Below are 16,075 nucleotides of genomic sequence, written 5' to 3'. Positions count from 1 at the left end.
AGTGTCACAAAATCTATTTTTGCCATTCTTCCAATTTATTCTGGCTTATTTCTTTGCTAACCGTAATTTTTTCCATCTTTTTTGTAGTTTCCAAGATCAACTAATTTTTCCAAATCCATGGAGCATGAAGTGATCGTTCAGATCAGCAACAAGATCAAAAGCATCCGAAAGGAAAAGAATCTAACCCTTCAGGATATTGCCGACAGGGCAGGTGTTACCAAAGGTTTGATTTCGCAGATCGAGAATAGCCGCACCATTCCTTCATTGGTAGTTTTGATTCAAATCGTTAAGGCACTGGAAGTGGATTTGGATTTGTTTTTTAATGATTTGAGTGCCCATTCAGCTGCCTCTTCTATTTTGGTACAGCGAAAATCAGACTATGAACGTTTTGAAAAAGAACCATCAAGTGGTTATGAGTATTTTCGGATTTTCACTAAAAAAGTAAAGCAGAGCACGATTGATTTTGTACTGCTCGAAATTCAGCCCGGGAGTTCAAGAGACTTTGTCCAAACAGAAGCATTTGAATACAAATACATTATTTCAGGTTCAGTCAAATACCAGTTTGTAGATAAGGAAATCATGCTTCATGCAGGAGATTCTATGCTTTTTGACGGCAGAATAGCCCATAATCCCATTAATGAAGGAACTGAAGTTGTACAGATGTTGGTGGTTTATTTCTTTGAAGAGAAGTGATGGCTAATTAATTAAATGATTAAAGCCATTTTGAATACTTTATCATAGCTCAGTGTATTAGCGGTGGGCTAAGTAGTTTATGATAGAGTTCAAAAAACCCCGTTCAATGGTTTTATTTAGAGGAAATAGGAAGTTTAGGGTTTTAGTGATGGTAATTCCTTTGCTATTTTTTGATTTGATGAATTAGTAAGCAAAGCCATCAGCAATAGGAATATTCCCAAAAAATAAACTAAAGCTGAATATCCTGTTAGTATTGTTATTTTCCCAAAAAGAAAGGGCATTAGTGTAATTCCAACGTATGCACTGGCCATTTGCATCCCCATAATTTTTTGTGAGTGTTTTTCTCCAAAATTCACCGGAGTTTCATGCAAAAGACTTGGAAAGATCGGAGCACAACCTAATCCAACCATCAGAAATCCCGGTAAAAGCATGGCATCATAAGGCATGAACAATAAACCCAATCCTATAGCAATAACTCCCTGTCCCAAATAGACCAATTGACGGTTGCTGAAATACTTGGTCAAGAAACCGGAAAATAGTCTTCCCGCTGTAATTCCCACGTAGTAAAGAGAGACAAGTCTTGCTGCTGCATCTGCCGCGTAACCTTTTTCAAAAACCAAAAAACTAGCCCCCCATAATCCGAAGGTTGCCTCAATCGTGCAATAACAAAAGAAGACCAAAAGAGCCTGTTTAAGACCGGGAATTGTTTTTAATAAATTCAGTAGGTTACCAGAAACTCCTTTGTGTTCTGCATCATTGGTTAGTTGTCTATTGCTCCAAAGCGGAAGCGAAAGAATCAAAATGACCACCAGACCGATTTGAATCCATGCGATTGTTTGATAGCCGTTGGACCAAGACATTCCTTTAGCTAAATAACCGGCCATGATTATTGGCCCAATGGCTGCCCCGACACCCCAAAAACTATGAAGCTAATTCATATGCCTAGCTTGATAATGAAGTGCCACATAATTGTTGAGTGCAGCATCTACACTGCCTGCCCCTAAACCCAGAGGAATGCTCAATAGGCAAAGAAAAAGGAAGTGATGGGAATAAGAGAATCCCATTAGGGCGATTGCGGTCAGTATTACACTGATTGTTGTCACCTTTGCTTCACCAATCTTTTGGATCAAACTACCACTGAATAGGCTTGAAATAACGGTTCCTGCTGCCACGATCATCGAAATTATCCCTGCATAATCTATAGGGACATTCAGATTTTCAAACATTGTCGGCCAAGCAGAACCCAATAGTGCATCTGGGAGCCCAAGGCTGATAAACGCCAAATAGATGATGAGAAGGAGTATTAGCTTTTTCACCGATTGGATTCAAAATAATCTTGTTGAAGAAAATAAATCACAAGGAGTTATCCTCTTTTTCTCCCTATTTATTCTCCTCCAAGGTTAAGCTTTAAAAAGAAGAAAATAATCTGGATTTATCAGGAAGAGTTTGAGGTTTGATTTTAGACTTTAATAAACGTTTTATTTTTGTACATATACCATAGTAACAAATAGAGGAGAGCAAAACCTCCTGTTGCGGTGATCATTCCGTAATAGGTCCCTACGTATTGCTCTAATCCAAAAAACAGAAAGTCTGAAATCTTAGAAAAATTAAAGACGTGAGAAAGTACATACGCTGCGATTGCATTCATGCCAATTACCTTGAAAGGAAATGCCCACTTCACTTTTCCTTTTACATCAATAATCCAATAGAATAAAGCCAGTAAAATATAACAAACTCCAGATGATGCCAGTACGAATGAACTGGTCCATATTTTTTTCACAATCGGATGCCAAATCCCCCATATCAATCCTAATCCAAGCGCAGCAATTCCGGCAATTAATAAATACAAGGCTACTTTTTCTCGGGGCAGTTTTGATTTAATTAATTCACCGGCAAAGACTCCAGACAAGGTTGTTGCTGTAAATCCTAATCCGGTGAGAAACCAAGTATACTGAAGGCCATCATCAAATTTTCCAAAAACCAAATGATCAAAGTATAAAGCATAATTACGATCTGGAAGTATTACACTCTTTCCAACACCCGGAACATTGGGTATCGTTAAGATCAAAGCATAAGCAATTAAACAAAAGGCAAAAATTAAATACAGCCATTTTCTCTCCAGGTTGATATAGGCAATACATGAAAAAAAGTACCCCACGGCAATTGCTTGCAAAGTATTGCTGAAAACATGGAATTGAGAAGAATCTAAGGCCAATAGATTACCCTGAACAATCCAGCCAAGAATAAATAGGATGATGAAACGCTTGATAAGCTTTTTGTAAATAGAGTAGGAAGAGGTGTTTTCCTGCATCCTTTTAGACAAAGAAAATGGGATTACTGCTCCGACAACAAAAAGGAATAAGGGCATTATGATATCGTAGAATGTAGAACCAAACCATTCGGGATGATCAAATTGATTTGCCAAAGATTCAGTAAAGGAGGTTCCTGCACCTTCATGTAGGCCAATAAAAAAACGATCCGCAAAAATTATTAGCAACATGTCAAAACCTCTCAAGACATCAATTGAAAGGATTCGATTTGAGTTTACTAAGCTTTTATTCATAAGAATTCGAGTTAATTGGACCTGGTTTTTTCGATAGGTATGCTTTTATGGGCTATATCCCCCTTATTTGATTTATATAATTACTTCTTAGACTTTTTATTCCTTTAAGAAAACTCTGCAAATCAAAATATATAAAAGCGCTGAAAAGGTTTTATGAAATTAATTTAGAATTATACCTCTAATTTCCCGCCGATTTCCAAAACCTGATATGGAATCCCTTCCCTTTCAGCGGCTTCTATAAAGCGCTCAGGATCTTCAGTGTTAAACTCGAACATATTATAATGGTGCGGAATGACTATCCCTGAGCCTGCCGCTTTTCCAAACGCAGCGGCTTCTTCTGCACTCATATTTCCTGCAACTTTCCGTTCCGGTTTGTTTCCGTTGATGGGTAAAAGAAGCACATCAGGCTGGAAATGAGCTACTTTTTTCTCTAAACCCTCATACCAAAGTGTATCGCCAGAATGATAGATGGAATAAGGTCCAATCTGAATGACATATCCTAGAAACTTGTGATGTCCATTTTCATTGACCTCCAATTCATTATGGGCGGATGGAATGGCATTGATTGCTACTGCTTGGTTGAGAAAGTAACTCTGTCGATCGGTCAATCCAATTGGGAAATTCAGATCACATCCCACACGCTCAGCTACAAAAGCTCGATTTGCTTCCGGTATCACAAAACGGATTTTTGGGTTTGCCTTTAAAATTGGCTTTAGGGTCTCCGCATCCAAGTGATCAGTATGATTGTGGGAGGAAGTGACCAAATCAATGAAATCTAATTTTTCCGGTGAAATAACCAACTCACTTATCCGTACATGAGGCTTTTCTGTATCCTGATACTTTTTGCTGAGACTATCGGATAAGTAAGGATCCAAAAGTAAATGAATTCCATGCCATTGAATTAGAAAACCACTTTGACCCAGCCACCAAATTCGAAGTCCTTCCACTTCCTCAGCATATGCTTTGATTTCGGCCAAAAGCTCCTCGTCTTTTTTGATTGGTTTGATCATATCAATAGCCGGACTTGTCTTCTGCAGCCTCTTTTTTATCAGCAGCTATTCCTAATCTGGATTTGGCTTCTTCCATAATCGCTACCGTTGCTGAGGCTCCGAGACGCGTGCAACCCAAATCTCTAGCTTCCAGCAAACCATCCAAGGTTCTGATTCCTCCAGCGGCTTTGATCTGAACTTTAGGGTCGCAGTATTTTCGCATTAGTTTTAGATCATGGGTGGTCGCTCCAGCATAGCTGTATTTACCGTCGATTCCTTTGACAAAGCCGTAGCCGGTACTTGTCTTTACAAATGCAACTCCGATTTTGCTGCAGATTTTACAGAGCTTGATTTTGAATTTGTCTTCAGGAAGGAAGTCATTTTCGAAAATCACTTTCAGGATTGCCCCATGCTTTTCGCACTCTTTATTGATTGCTTTGATTTCTTTTCGAACATAGCTCCAGTCTTCGCCTAGGACTTTGCCGCAGTTGACCACCATGTCGATTTCAGTTGCGCCATCCTTACAAGCTTGACGGGTTTCCAATACCTTCAATTTGATAGTGCTATTCCCATGAGGAAAACCGATCACCGAGCAAACTTTGACTTTGGAGCCTTTCAAAAGCTTGGCAGTTTCCTTGACAAAGTAAGGCTTGACACAGACTGCGGCTACATCGTATTCTAATGCCAGCTTACATCCATCCTCCATTTCCTGATCGGTCATCGTTGGATGAAGGATAGAGTGGTCGATCATTTTTGCGACTTCTTTTAAAGTGAAATTCATGAGGAAGAATTTAAAATTTGAAAATTAATAATTTAAACTTATGAAGTTAAAGGCCATTTGAAAGTCTAATTACCAGCCTTTTACATTGGGGTATAAAATTTTGGAATTCAAGCACCTGACTTTTTTTCTTCCAACTTCCCACCTCCAACATCCCGCTTCCTACTTCCTCATTTCCCTCGCTCCTTGGCACATTGCCGCAAGCTTTCGTTTGGATGCCCATCGAGCTGTTTGGCTGAGTCCACAATCGGGTGCCACAGCCAGTTTTTCTGCGGGAACATATTGAAGCACTTGCTTGATTCTGTTTTTGACATCCTCAACCGTTTCGATATAATAATTTTTCACATCAATGATTCCCACCGCAACATCCATTTTCTCTGCGAATTGCGCCAAAAGTGGCAGTTCGTCAAATTCCCGATTGGCCATTTCGATATGGATTTCATCGACGTTGAAGTCTAGAAAATCGGGTAACATCGGATATAATTTACGAAAACCAACAGGCCTTCCTTTGAAATTACCAAAACATAAATGCGTTGAAAGTCTGGACTTGCCTACAGCAGGTGCGACTGTTCGATTGAAAATATCTACAAATCGTTTTGTATCCTCTTTGTAGGCATAGCAAGACATGGATGGCTCATCCAGGGTAATTTCTTGGCAACCTGCATCCACTAGTCTTCTGATTTCATCTCGAACCAATGGTAAAAGTGCCTCTGTGATATCATATCGATCTTTGTAAATTTTCCCATCAGGTATCATTCGACCACTCAAGGTATATGGACCCGGGATTGAAGCTTTCAAAGTTGGTCCTTTCGGCGCCAATCGAACGAGCCTTTGGTATTCTTCAACTGCACCCAATCCTCCCGGAGCAGAAAGAGGAGCAATGATCGAATGCTTCCCGCGCTGATCATGTGCCGGAGGCCCAAACTTTCGGGTCTCATCATGATTGGGTTGGAGACCTTTCAGAAAGCCATAGAAAGAAAGATTAAAATCAATCCGGGTTTGCTCCCCGTCAGTGATTACATCCAATCCTGCATCGACTTGATCTTTGATTGCAATACTAACGGCATCATCGATCATTTCGGCAATATCTGCTTTTCCAAATTTGTCTAGGTTGTTCGAACCGAACTCGAGCCATCCAGGAAAAGGGTAGGAGCCGATTACTGTAGTTCTGATTGGGGTGGGTTGCATTTTTATTTGGTAAGGTTATTTTTTTTGATAAACTCGAAAACAGGATGCTTAAAATGAAAAATTTAATTTTCCTGCTTTTGCTTATTTAGCGTAGTTATTCCATTATTGCTCAATTAAAACCACAGTTGATAGTGGGGCAATAGTGATATCCCCCATAAACTTATTTTCGATTTGATTTTCAGGACTGACATAAAAAAACGTTTTTTCGTTTGCCATTGTGAGGGTAACAGATTCTTTCAGGTCATTATTTATCATCACAATTGCCTTTTTACCGCTTTCTTGGTTTATAAAAACTGAATAGTCCGAATAAATGGAATTCTCATTTAAAATAGTTGCCCCTTGAGTATCCATAAAAACCCCATCCCATAAGAAAGCCTTGTATTTTCGTCTTAAGCTATCCATTTTATTCCCATAATCCATTGTACGAGGTATTTCACTTAATTTCCCCTTAAAATTTTTAGGTTCATAACTCAAAATAAAATTATTTTTGAGAGCTATATTTATAAATCTTCGGTCATTATGGCCACCTACCACTACTTGCATTTTTTCCATTGGAGCGACATATCTGTGCATTGGAATAAAGTTGCTCGATATTCTGAAGTAGGTCATATGGTAACTTTGAAATTGGAGGTCGCGATTACTTTCGCCACAAAGTAGATAATCAGGATTTTTTTCTCTCATCACACTCCAAAAATCATCTTCCAATAGTTTATCTCCATAGAAAACATTTGCAGGGACTGGGTGATCATGATTTTGATCAAAACAATAGAATGCTCCACCATGATGCTGGTTTTCATCGTACAACATACCTGAAGCTCCTAATTCAATGCTCTTTGTAAACTCCTTTACGGCGATCTCCCTCCAATCCTTAGACAGGGGACACATAGGAATAAGACGCCTTGTATTTATATCTGCCAATTGCATTGGTGTTTGATATTGATAACCATGATATACTGGGTAATTACCATAGGGATCTTTTATTGAATATTTCACCAATTCATTTTTAAACCAATCCTGACTTTGATCTGCCCAAGTGTATTTGTTGAAAAGAATAATATTTACACCCTTTTTCTTACACTCACTGATAGCGTTTTTAAGTTCATCGTAAGTACCAAGAAGAGGATCTATATCATGAGAAGGATTATCGCTATCCTGACCACCTTTAGTCCATCCAGTCAGTTGGATGGCTTTTACATTATATTTTAAACACTCATCACAGTAATCAGTAAGTTGTTTATAAGTAAATAATGGCCTGTCCTCGGCAGAATTGATTTGAATCTGACGCCATGAATGTACTTCGGAAGCCCATTTTGGTAAAGGCAAATTATTCGTCCAAGTAGTACGCCAGTTTTTATAGTAATCAGCTCCATTATGCCAATCTCCTTCATAGGGATTTAGAACTACTGGAAATAATTTACTTGTTTCGTTACTTTTTACATATGGAAAATGCGTAACATAAAACTCATAATTTGCGACTTGTCCATCAATTGTATCATCTTCTGGGACTTTTCCACTATACATCCAGCTGCTATTACTATATTCAAAACCAGGCTTTAATTCAATAGTGAAATCTAGTTTAATAAGGTCGGTAGTGTCATGATAACCAAAATAAATTCCCTGATTTTTAGTTTGCAACAGTCCAAAATGACTGTATTGAGTTGAATGAAGTTGAATAGGATTATCAACTCCCCAATACCCTTTAGAACTATTGAAATAAGGACTTATAGGAGTTTGTACCATCCCTCCATCATAATTGAAATTTAGCCAGTTGGTAGACTCTTTTTTATTAGGTAAATAAAAGTCACCTAAATAAGGCCAGTGAATGGCTTCTATATTCAGCTTTGAATTGTTCCTTACCGATGCTGTAAAGACTAGTCCTTCATCTGTTATTTCGATTATTCCCGTAAATTCTATATTTAGATTTTCCACAACCGTGCTATTGAGGTCTGCCCAGTTTAAAAACAATTTATTGTCTTCAAATTTGTAGTCTGATAGCTCATGAAGTTCACCACTTATAGAGTTGTCTTTTCTGTCAGCGGTAGGTACATACATTTTAAAAGACTTCGCGAGCTCGGGCCTATTTTGAAATACCCAGCCCGTTTTTTTATATTCTAAATAAACGAGTGTTCCATACTTTTTGTCAAATTCTGCTTTCATTGTTTTGTTCTCTAACACAATAGTGTTTTCTGAAACATTCGCAAATGCTATGTTTGAAGCAATAAATAAGAGAAGTATAAGATATGCTCTGTTTAAGATTTCATGTTTCATAATATGTCTTTTGAATGAATTACAATGAATGGAACTTTATATGTTATGATTATCTGCAATGGTGTCAGCTAGCTTATTTTCTAAGTTTTACTGGATGAATGACCGATTGGCCTAAAACCTAGAGTTTAACTTATTATTTACTGCTTAAAGATCTATACTGCCAGAAAAGCGGATATACATATTTTCTCAGTTAGATATGATCGAGTACTATTTTTACTTGCTCTTCGATGGTCATGGTAACGACAGGATCAATTTTTTTTTCGGAATAAATTCAATACTCAAAATAGGTTAAGAGCCAAATAATGAAGTTACGGACGCTTTTTAGTGTTGTGAGGAGTCGGTATAAAGCGATTTGAGTTCAGAGATTTTTGGGAAGAAAATAGGCTAGAAATAGCCGATATCTTGCAGCCGAAATCTAAGATCCCATAATTTCCTTGACCTCCCCACTTTGTTTATTTTTGACTATAGTCACTTGATTTCCGTTAGGTAATTTTTCAGTTTTGATCAGCCAATGATCTGCGTCATACTCCTGAAAGACCGAAGGTTTGGTCACTCCGGTTTTTCCGCGCCAGACTTTCAAATCCACCGGTTCCCAAAGTTTAGTTTTCGCAGATTTATAAGCAGCATCGATTATTGCATTCACCACATAGCCATCATAGAAAGTTTCTTGGGGCTGTATTCCTTTTTCGATCGCATCAAACATGTCGATAAACATATTTGGATAGCCCAATTCGTGGGCCTCGTCTCCGACTGGGAATTGCCAGCCAGAATCTGATTCCGCTTTTTCGGCTACATAGCCTTTTCCCTCGCCTGAGGTGAACATCTCAAATCCGGTTCTGAGCCAAGAATTCACCCAAATCGTCCCCTCAGTCCCCATTACTTCATCTCGAAGATCCATTCCACCCCGGAAGGTCCAACTCACTTCGAACTGACCGATGGCGCCATTTTCATATTTCACCAAACCGATCGCATGATCTTCAGCATCGATAGGTTTCACTTGTGTATCAGCCCAGCACATGACTTCGACTGGTCGGATATCTTTTCCGATAAAATTTCTTGAGATTTCGATGCAATGGCAGCCCAGATCCACAATTGCTCCGCCACCGGCAGCTTCCAAATCCCAGAACCAATCGGCATGTGGTCCTGGATGGGTTTCTCTGGATTTTGCCCAGAGTACTCGCCCAATTGCTCCTTCCTGAACAGATTTGAGTGATTTTTGAAATTTTGGGGTGTAGCAAAGATCTTCCAAATAGCCTGAGAAGACTCCTGCTTTTTCGCAGGCATCCATCATTCGGAATGCTTCTTCGGCATTTCTACCAAGTGGTTTTGTGCAGAGGACCGGCCTTTTATATTTCACACAAAGCATTACTGCTTCCTCGTGAAGGTAATTGGGTAAGGCAATAATCACTATCGCTGAGTCTGGATGAGCAACTGCCTTTTCCATGTCGGTGAAGGACAAAGGGACATTATAATCTTTCGCAAAGCGAGCCACGGTCTCCTCCGATCTGGAATAGACCACTTTGACTTCATCTTTTGATCTTCTTCCAATTAACGACTCGGCATAAAACCGACCGATAAATCCTCCTCCGAGGATGCATAAGTTTGCCATAGGTTATGAATTTTGGGGTTGTATAAATGAAAATATCCTTCTTGGGTTTTGAATGAAAAGCAAATCATAAAAATCCTCAAGGTTACGTTTTTTTAGTTCTTTTGGGAATGTTGTAAGTAGATAATCTAGGCCTGGTTTTCCGCCATAACTTTTCCAATAGGAATTCCTGGCAGCATCCATTCCCACGACGATTTGATGGGGGTATTTGGATAGCAATGTTTCCAGATGAGTGTAAGTTTGATTTTCAGGAGTTTTCCAGCGAAAGGCCGAATCGAACTCAACTGAAACACCAGTATCCAAAACTTGCTCGATATATCGACTATCTGGATTTCGATCTACATGGGAAAGAACCACATGGTCTAAGTTTGCGCCTAACTTTTCAAAGAATAGCGCTTGCTCCAGCGCAAAAGTCCCGTTGGTCGTATGAGTTAAAATAGGTGCCCCTGAATGGAGATGTACATTGACTACTGCTCTGAAAATTAGCTCTTGATGTGCTGAAAAAGGTTCTTCATTAGTCGCAAGTTTGATCATTCCTGCCCGGTGTGAAGGGTTTCTCTCTACAATAGGGCCGTTATAATCGTAGCGATCTATTCCTTTTTCAATATCTGCGATAAATAAATCGCTAAGTTGGTCTTCGCTATATTGGAATCTCCAATGATTTCTTGGATAATATTTTTCCTGATGAATCCCGGTAGGTACTATAAGATGAATTCCAGTTTCTTTGGATAATTTTGCCGACAAAACTGGATTCCTACCGGCATTTACCGGCATAGTGTCTATCATGAGACTCAGTTCAAGTTTTTTTAATTCTAATAATTCCTCTTTTAGTTTCTCAAAATCATTGAGTAGAAATTCCGGATGAATATCAGTTGCAAAACAATGATCAATGACTACATGCTCATGTGAGTAGGTCAATCCTATTTGCTCCTTCGGAATATCACCCAATATGGTTCTAATGAAGTTCATGGTTGAATTTGGTTTTTGAGCCAATCCCCTCGTCCAATTCTCGCTTCTTGGTTTGGGACTTCTAAGACTGCTCCGATTTGAAGAAGTCTTTCTTGCAATTCTCTGGAAGAGATATTTGATGCACTAATATCTTTTTCAAGAGAAATCTGTGTAGCAAGACCTGCAGCCTGGCCCATGGACATGGTTTGAGCCATGGATCTGCAAGAAGCATGTGCATCATGAGTTGCTGAAAAACATCGACCGACTGCCCAAAGTGTGTCCGATTTTTTCGGAATTATGGTTCCATAAGGAACCCCGTAAATACCGGATTTCGGGATATATTCCCAAATGGTTTCACTTTCACCTTTTGGATCCGCGCTATGGTCTTCTATAGGTGCTCCACAAAGAAAAATACTGTCTGCTGGAATTTCAGCATCCATACACTCATCCTTGGTCAAGCGGTGATTTCCATAAACTCTACGGGTTTCTCTTACACCGATTTGAGTGGAAAGTCCAACGATTTTGGAGTTTTGATAGCCAGGGATTTCTTTTCTAAAAAACTCTTCGAAAATGAAAGCTTGTCTTCGTCCTTCCTTTTCTGCTTCATTCAGTTCGCTATTGATTAAGGCATTTTTGTTTACAACCTTGACAGCCACAGTTGAGATGCATTTTGGTACATTCATCTCATGCGCAGAGCCTTCTTTTCGAGGTAAAGGCATTGAGGTAGAATTCATTACTTCTTTTAGAAGCTTTTTCCCTCCTGATTTTTCAAATTCTTCGAAATCAACATTAGCCATGCGAAAGGTAGTAGTCATACTTTGTGCAGGTTCATTTTCTCCCGCTACTTCATAGTCAAAACCTGCTAAATGGCAGAAGTCGGCATCCCCTGATGCATCAATCACTCGCTTAGCAATGACAGAAAATATCCCAGATTTATTCCACAGAATAGCTTGATATCTTCCTTCTGGAATTTGAACTACATCGATCAATGTAGTGTGGAGCATCACTTTCACCTGCGACTCATCCAATAATTGATCCCAGACTAATTTCAAACGCTCGGGATTATAATTTACTCCAGTGCCAGCGCCATAAGTATTCGGACGGAGGAAAATTTCCCCCAAGGTATTAAGACGGTTTACGACCCGATCCACAAGTCCACCTACGATTTTTTTTGAGCTTTTTCCTGGTGTAAAAAAACCATAAAAAGTATCCAACATTTGAGTAGAAGTACCTCCTAAAAAACCATAGCGCTCTACTAAGAGTACGGAAAAATCAGAATTTTCCCGTGCAGACATCGCTGCTAAACAGCCTGCTGAACCTGCACCAATAACCAAAACATCTTGCGATGGTAAAGCTTGTGGATCTAGATTCATTTCATCGAGTTTTGTTCCGAAACATAAGATGGGATCCCATTTTGCTGGTACATTTTGGCGATTCGATGCCCATGCTCATCATAGGCAGCCTGGAAAATAGCTGCTGCTTTTTCAGCCCCGATGACAGCACCAGCTGTGAGGACTTTAGGGGGATGTCCCGCTTTGTTAAGCAAGTTTGCTACTTCGGCTTTGACAGTATTGATCAGCATACAAGATCCTATCGTAGAACCGGGAGCAACGGGAGTTTCTAAGCCTTCGATTTGAACCATTGCATCTCCCACCGGTGCGCCTGAATCCAATACTAAATCACAGAAATCCTGCAGTTTCTTTCCATCTGACCTTTTTGATGTGGAGGCTTCGGAATGTTTTTTGGAAATCAAGCCGACGGTTTTGATCCCTTTTGATTGGAATATTTCGGCCATTTCAATTGGCACTATATTGCAACCCGATGAAGAAATAACCAATGCAGAATCTATTTCTGATAGGTCAAAATTTCGAAGGATTTGCGAAGCGAAATTTGGAATGTTTTCCAAGAACATGGCTTGTCGCTGTCCGTTTGCCCCTACGACTAGATTATGAAAAGTCAACGATAGCTCCACAATCGGATTGAAACCGGGAAATGAACCGTATCTAGGCCACATTTCTTCCACCATGATTCGGCTATGCCCCGAACCAAAAACATGGACCATTCGACCAGCTAGAATGGATTTTGAAAACCAATCTGCGGCAGTTTGAATTGCTGATTCTTGAGTTCGTACACCATCCAAGAGTTCTTGGCAGCGGTCGAGGTAGGTTTGGGTATAACTCATATTGAAGTTATTTCTTGTTGAGAATTTTTTAATGCGAAAGCTCCTGCACCAATAGCACCAGAGAAGTCTAGGTACTTTGCTTGTAGCAGTTCAGTTTTTTTACCTTTTGGTCGAAACTCGTAGAGATCGATGAAATCCTGTAAAGTGTTGAATAATTGATCACCAGCTTGTGTCATTCCTCCAGCAATTACGATCGCTTGTGGACTGAAAGTATTTATCCAAGAACAGATACTTAGTGAAAGGTTTCTCATCATATCCAGCCAAAGCCAGGTGGCGAATGTTTCTCCATTTCTGGCAGATTCTAATAGAGTATATGTGTTTTTGAATTTCCCATGGCTTCGTTTTTCTAAAGAATAATTTCCAAGAGCATACTCCAAGCTTCCTGGCATTCCTAGAATACTCTGCTCATCGTTATTAGAATGGGTGATAGAATGCCCCAAGTGTCCTGCCATTTGGGCTAGGCCTTGATATAATTTGCCTTCAAGAAGAATCGCTCCGCCTACGCCTGTGCCAAGCGTGACTAAAATAGCATTATTGAAATTTTTTAGGACTCCAAAAGTACTCTCTGCAATTAATGCCGCATGCGCGTCATTCAACACAGAAGTCGGTTTACCAAAATATTCTGACCAGTTGAAGTTTTCCAAACCTGGAAGACGATTTGGTAAATAGCTAATGGAGGTATTACTATCATTAGCAAGTCCCGGGGCAGAAAGCCCAATAACTATCGATTCATCCAAGGTGTATTTGGAAATTTCAGCAAGTACATTTTTGATTTTTTCTTGCCAAATCCCATCAACTTCTCCCTTTGTTTTCGACTTTAATTGATTCAATACAGTTCCATCCTCATTGATCAATACAGCTTTTATATTAGTGCCTCCGATATCTATTCCAATCGCTTTCCTCATAAGTATTGTCCCTCGGTTAAGTGCCAGCCCCCGTCAATATGTAGTACTTGACCAGTGGTGAATTTGGAGTCATCGGAAAGAAAAAATACCGCTGCCTGGTCTAGATCAGAAGGCTGTCCTACACGACCACCGTCCAGGGGCATTTTGGAAGCAGAAAAACTCATGATTTCAGCATTGGTCATTGCTCGTTTGGACATGGGGCTTTCTACCAAAGCCGGTGCAAGTACATTGATTCGGATATTTTGTGAAGCGTAATAGGCGGCTGAACTTACAGTCAAACCTTCCACAGCAGCTTTTGCAGCAGCATATGCATGGGTGACGAAGTATTTGGGAGAAGGTGAAAAAGCTAAAATGGACCCAAGATTCAAAATTGATCCACCGTGATTTAGTTTTTGAAAAGCCTTGACTGCCGCTTGATTGGATAGCATTATGGAAGTCAGATTTAAGGCAAGCGTTTGATTCCAACCTTCGAGTGTCAACTCATGAAGGGGGCCATCCCCGAATTTCCTACCACTTCCTCCTGCGACATGGTAGAGACCATTAAAACCCCCAAATTGATTGACACAGGTTTCAATGGCAGATTTAGCAATTCCTTCTTGTCTCGCATCTCCACAAATAATTTTGGGATTTCCGGGTAATTCTTCTTTAGCTTTTTTGCAATTTTCTTCGTCAATTCCGACCAAAACCAGATTGGCGCCTTCCTTCGCTAAAGCTTTAGCTGCCGAAAGACCTATTCCGGAAGTTCCTCCAATAATCACTATTGCTTTTTGACTTAATTTCATGCAAATATTCTATTGAAATATTGTGTTGATATAAGGTTTATATAATTATCCGCAATGATACCAGTAGGCTTATTCCCCTTGTTTTACTTGACAGAAGACCGATGGTATATGCTCGAAGTGGTCTAAAATCAAGAGTTTAACTTATTATTTGCAACTTTAAGTTCTTTACTAGCAGAAAAGCGGATATACATAAAGATTTATAAAATTATATCGATTGAATTTTGAATTCTACTTTAATATTCTAAATTAATGATACTATTTTTGCATATATGGCTAAAGCACCTCTTTTACAAAAACTCCCAATCAGCAAGGGGAACTCTTTTTTGGCACATAGATTCGAGTCACCGTATTTCGAAACTCCTTGGCACTACCATGAGGAATTTGAAATTTTGCTTTGTGATGGGGGCTGGGGAAAAAAATATGTTGGAAATCATCTTTCAGAATATAAAGAAGGGGATGTTCTTTTTCTTGGCAGTAATCTTCCACATTGGTTCGCAGCAGATGAAAGTATCTACATCGAAAAAAAAGTCAAGCCTGCTTCCATTGTAATTCAATTTACTAAAATAGGGTTTGGGGAAAGTTTTTTTGAGTTAGAAGAAATGAATAAAATTCAGGAAATGCTCCAAAATTCTGCAAATGGGTTAGAGTTTTTTGGAACCTCAAGAGAAAAGTTTGCACATCAAATCAAATCTATTTTGGAAAAGCGAGGTGTCAAACGATTTCTTTCATTAGTGATGCTTTTAGAAGACATGTCAAGGTCTGAAGAATCCAGTAAATTAACCTTAAATCCTGTTCTTGGTCGAAGTAGCTTGGATAGCCCTAGAATGGATGCAATTCTTCAATTTTTATCAGCCAATTTCTCAAGAGAAATCAGATTAGAAGAGGTTGCGGATTTAGTTCAAATGTCACCGGCGGGATTTTGTCGATATCTTAAATCAAGAACTCAAAAGACATTGATCGAATTAGTAAACGATTTTCGAATCAACCAAGCTTGTAAATTACTCCATGAATCTGACATGAAAGTAGTTGAAGTTTGTTATGAAGTTGGATTTTCTAATCTATCTAATTTTAACCGTCAGTTTAGAAAACTAACTAAAATGAGTCCTAAGGAATACAGAAATAGTAGGTAGAAAGATTTCTTACAACACTGAATTTTTGATGGTTTATAAGTTG

At 39.2% G+C, this 16,075-nt stretch carries 15 protein-coding genes; 2 read left to right on the top strand and 13 right to left on the bottom strand.

What is annotated here, in order from left to right:
• The first annotated feature begins 117 nt into the window (after window positions 1–117).
• Window positions 118–693 (top strand): XRE family transcriptional regulator, encoded by a 576-nt coding sequence (locus P8O16_RS10870; protein ID WP_300314494.1) that lies wholly within the window; start codon window positions 118–120, stop codon window positions 691–693.
• Between the two features lie 134 nt (window positions 694–827).
• Here the strand turns inward: P8O16_RS10870 and P8O16_RS10865 are convergent, their stop codons facing one another.
• The 13 genes from P8O16_RS10865 to P8O16_RS10805 all read right to left on the bottom strand — a co-directional run bounded on the left by P8O16_RS10865 (window position 828) and on the right by P8O16_RS10805 (window position 14,902).
• Window positions 828–1,577 carry a sugar MFS transporter gene (locus P8O16_RS10865; RefSeq protein ID WP_300314491.1) on the bottom strand — a complete coding sequence of 250 codons (750 nt, stop codon included), beginning with the start codon at window positions 1,575–1,577 and terminating at the stop codon, window positions 828–830.
• Between the two features lie 45 nt (window positions 1,578–1,622).
• Window positions 1,623–2,009, bottom strand: coding sequence for a sugar MFS transporter (locus tag P8O16_RS10860; RefSeq protein WP_300314488.1), 387 nt, complete (start codon window positions 2,007–2,009; stop codon window positions 1,623–1,625).
• Between the two features lie 143 nt (window positions 2,010–2,152).
• On the bottom strand, window positions 2,153–3,256 hold the full coding sequence (locus tag P8O16_RS10855; RefSeq protein ID WP_300314485.1) for a DUF5009 domain-containing protein: 1,104 nt from the start codon (window positions 3,254–3,256) through the stop codon (window positions 2,153–2,155).
• A gap of 170 nt (window positions 3,257–3,426) precedes the next feature.
• On the bottom strand, window positions 3,427–4,266 hold the full coding sequence (locus P8O16_RS10850) for an MBL fold metallo-hydrolase (RefSeq protein ID WP_300314482.1): 840 nt from the start codon (window positions 4,264–4,266) through the stop codon (window positions 3,427–3,429).
• Window position 4,267: 1 nt separating this feature from the next.
• Window positions 4,268–5,026: a deoxyribose-phosphate aldolase gene (gene deoC, locus P8O16_RS10845; RefSeq protein ID WP_300314478.1), complete on the bottom strand. Its 759-nt coding sequence runs from the start codon at window positions 5,024–5,026 to the stop codon at window positions 4,268–4,270.
• A 159-nt stretch (window positions 5,027–5,185) separates the two neighbouring features.
• A complete protein-coding gene (locus P8O16_RS10840; protein WP_300314475.1) occupies window positions 5,186–6,211 on the bottom strand; it encodes a cobalamin-independent methionine synthase II family protein in 1,026 nt (341 codons plus the stop codon).
• A gap of 102 nt (window positions 6,212–6,313) precedes the next feature.
• Window positions 6,314–8,479 carry a DUF6259 domain-containing protein gene (locus P8O16_RS10835; RefSeq protein WP_300314473.1) on the bottom strand — a complete coding sequence of 722 codons (2,166 nt, stop codon included), beginning with the start codon at window positions 8,477–8,479 and terminating at the stop codon, window positions 6,314–6,316.
• Window positions 8,480–8,894: 415 nt separating this feature from the next.
• The gene (locus tag P8O16_RS10830) at window positions 8,895–10,088 is read right to left on the bottom strand and encodes a Gfo/Idh/MocA family oxidoreductase (protein ID WP_300314470.1); all 1,194 of its coding nucleotides are present in this window, start codon (window positions 10,086–10,088) and stop codon (window positions 8,895–8,897) included.
• Between the two features lie 3 nt (window positions 10,089–10,091).
• Complete coding sequence (locus P8O16_RS10825) at window positions 10,092–11,054, bottom strand: aryldialkylphosphatase (protein ID WP_300314467.1); 963 nt, start codon at window positions 11,052–11,054, stop codon at window positions 10,092–10,094.
• Complete coding sequence (locus tag P8O16_RS10820; RefSeq protein WP_300314464.1) at window positions 11,051–12,406, bottom strand: FAD-dependent oxidoreductase; 1,356 nt, start codon at window positions 12,404–12,406, stop codon at window positions 11,051–11,053. The genes P8O16_RS10825 and P8O16_RS10820 overlap by 4 nt, the downstream gene beginning before the upstream one ends.
• The gene (locus P8O16_RS10815) at window positions 12,403–13,215 is read right to left on the bottom strand and encodes an SIS domain-containing protein (protein WP_300314461.1); all 813 of its coding nucleotides are present in this window, start codon (window positions 13,213–13,215) and stop codon (window positions 12,403–12,405) included. The genes P8O16_RS10820 and P8O16_RS10815 overlap by 4 nt, the downstream gene beginning before the upstream one ends.
• Complete coding sequence (locus P8O16_RS10810) at window positions 13,212–14,120, bottom strand: ROK family protein (protein ID WP_300314458.1); 909 nt, start codon at window positions 14,118–14,120, stop codon at window positions 13,212–13,214. The genes P8O16_RS10815 and P8O16_RS10810 overlap by 4 nt, the downstream gene beginning before the upstream one ends.
• Window positions 14,117–14,902 carry an SDR family NAD(P)-dependent oxidoreductase gene (locus P8O16_RS10805; protein ID WP_300314456.1) on the bottom strand — a complete coding sequence of 262 codons (786 nt, stop codon included), beginning with the start codon at window positions 14,900–14,902 and terminating at the stop codon, window positions 14,117–14,119. Before P8O16_RS10805 ends, P8O16_RS10810 begins: the two co-directional genes overlap by 4 nt.
• Before the next feature lie 269 nt (window positions 14,903–15,171).
• Here P8O16_RS10805 and P8O16_RS10800 point away from each other — a divergent pair, with 269 nt between their 5' ends.
• Window positions 15,172–16,032: an AraC family transcriptional regulator gene (locus P8O16_RS10800; protein ID WP_300314453.1), complete on the top strand. Its 861-nt coding sequence runs from the start codon at window positions 15,172–15,174 to the stop codon at window positions 16,030–16,032.
• The last annotated feature ends 43 nt before the right edge of the window (window positions 16,033–16,075 follow it).

The organism is Algoriphagus sp., from assembly GCF_029254265.1.
Taxonomy (GTDB): Bacteria; Bacteroidota; Bacteroidia; order Cytophagales; family Cyclobacteriaceae; genus Algoriphagus.
The sequence above is the reverse complement of the archived record's forward strand: the minus strand, read 5'-3'. Positions and strand labels throughout refer to the sequence as shown.

What these genes read in the sequence shown, in the direction of transcription:
- P8O16_RS10855 (WP_300314485.1), bottom strand. Translation starts at nt 3,256, where the DNA reads ATGAATAAAAGCTTAGTAAACTCAAATCGAATCCTTTCAATTGATGTC.
- P8O16_RS10850 (WP_300314482.1), bottom strand. Translation starts at nt 4,266, where the DNA reads ATGATCAAACCAATCAAAAAAGACGAGGAGCTTTTGGCCGAAATCAAA.
- P8O16_RS10810 (WP_300314458.1), bottom strand. Translation starts at nt 14,120, where the DNA reads ATGAGGAAAGCGATTGGAATAGATATCGGAGGCACTAATATAAAAGCT.
- P8O16_RS10830 (WP_300314470.1), bottom strand. Translation starts at nt 10,088, where the DNA reads ATGGCAAACTTATGCATCCTCGGAGGAGGATTTATCGGTCGGTTTTAT.
- P8O16_RS10805 (WP_300314456.1), bottom strand. Translation starts at nt 14,902, where the DNA reads ATGAAATTAAGTCAAAAAGCAATAGTGATTATTGGAGGAACTTCCGGA.
- P8O16_RS10835 (WP_300314473.1), bottom strand. Translation starts at nt 8,479, where the DNA reads ATGAAACATGAAATCTTAAACAGAGCATATCTTATACTTCTCTTATTT.
- P8O16_RS10800 (WP_300314453.1), top strand. Translation starts at nt 15,172, where the DNA reads ATGGCTAAAGCACCTCTTTTACAAAAACTCCCAATCAGCAAGGGGAAC.
- P8O16_RS10820 (WP_300314464.1), bottom strand. Translation starts at nt 12,406, where the DNA reads ATGAATCTAGATCCACAAGCTTTACCATCGCAAGATGTTTTGGTTATT.
- P8O16_RS10870 (WP_300314494.1), top strand. Translation starts at nt 118, where the DNA reads ATGGAGCATGAAGTGATCGTTCAGATCAGCAACAAGATCAAAAGCATC.
- P8O16_RS10825 (WP_300314467.1), bottom strand. Translation starts at nt 11,054, where the DNA reads ATGAACTTCATTAGAACCATATTGGGTGATATTCCGAAGGAGCAAATA.
- deoC (WP_300314478.1), bottom strand. Translation starts at nt 5,026, where the DNA reads ATGAATTTCACTTTAAAAGAAGTCGCAAAAATGATCGACCACTCTATC.
- P8O16_RS10865 (WP_300314491.1), bottom strand. Translation starts at nt 1,577, where the DNA reads ATGGCCGGTTATTTAGCTAAAGGAATGTCTTGGTCCAACGGCTATCAA.
- P8O16_RS10815 (WP_300314461.1), bottom strand. Translation starts at nt 13,215, where the DNA reads ATGAGTTATACCCAAACCTACCTCGACCGCTGCCAAGAACTCTTGGAT.
- P8O16_RS10840 (WP_300314475.1), bottom strand. Translation starts at nt 6,211, where the DNA reads ATGCAACCCACCCCAATCAGAACTACAGTAATCGGCTCCTACCCTTTT.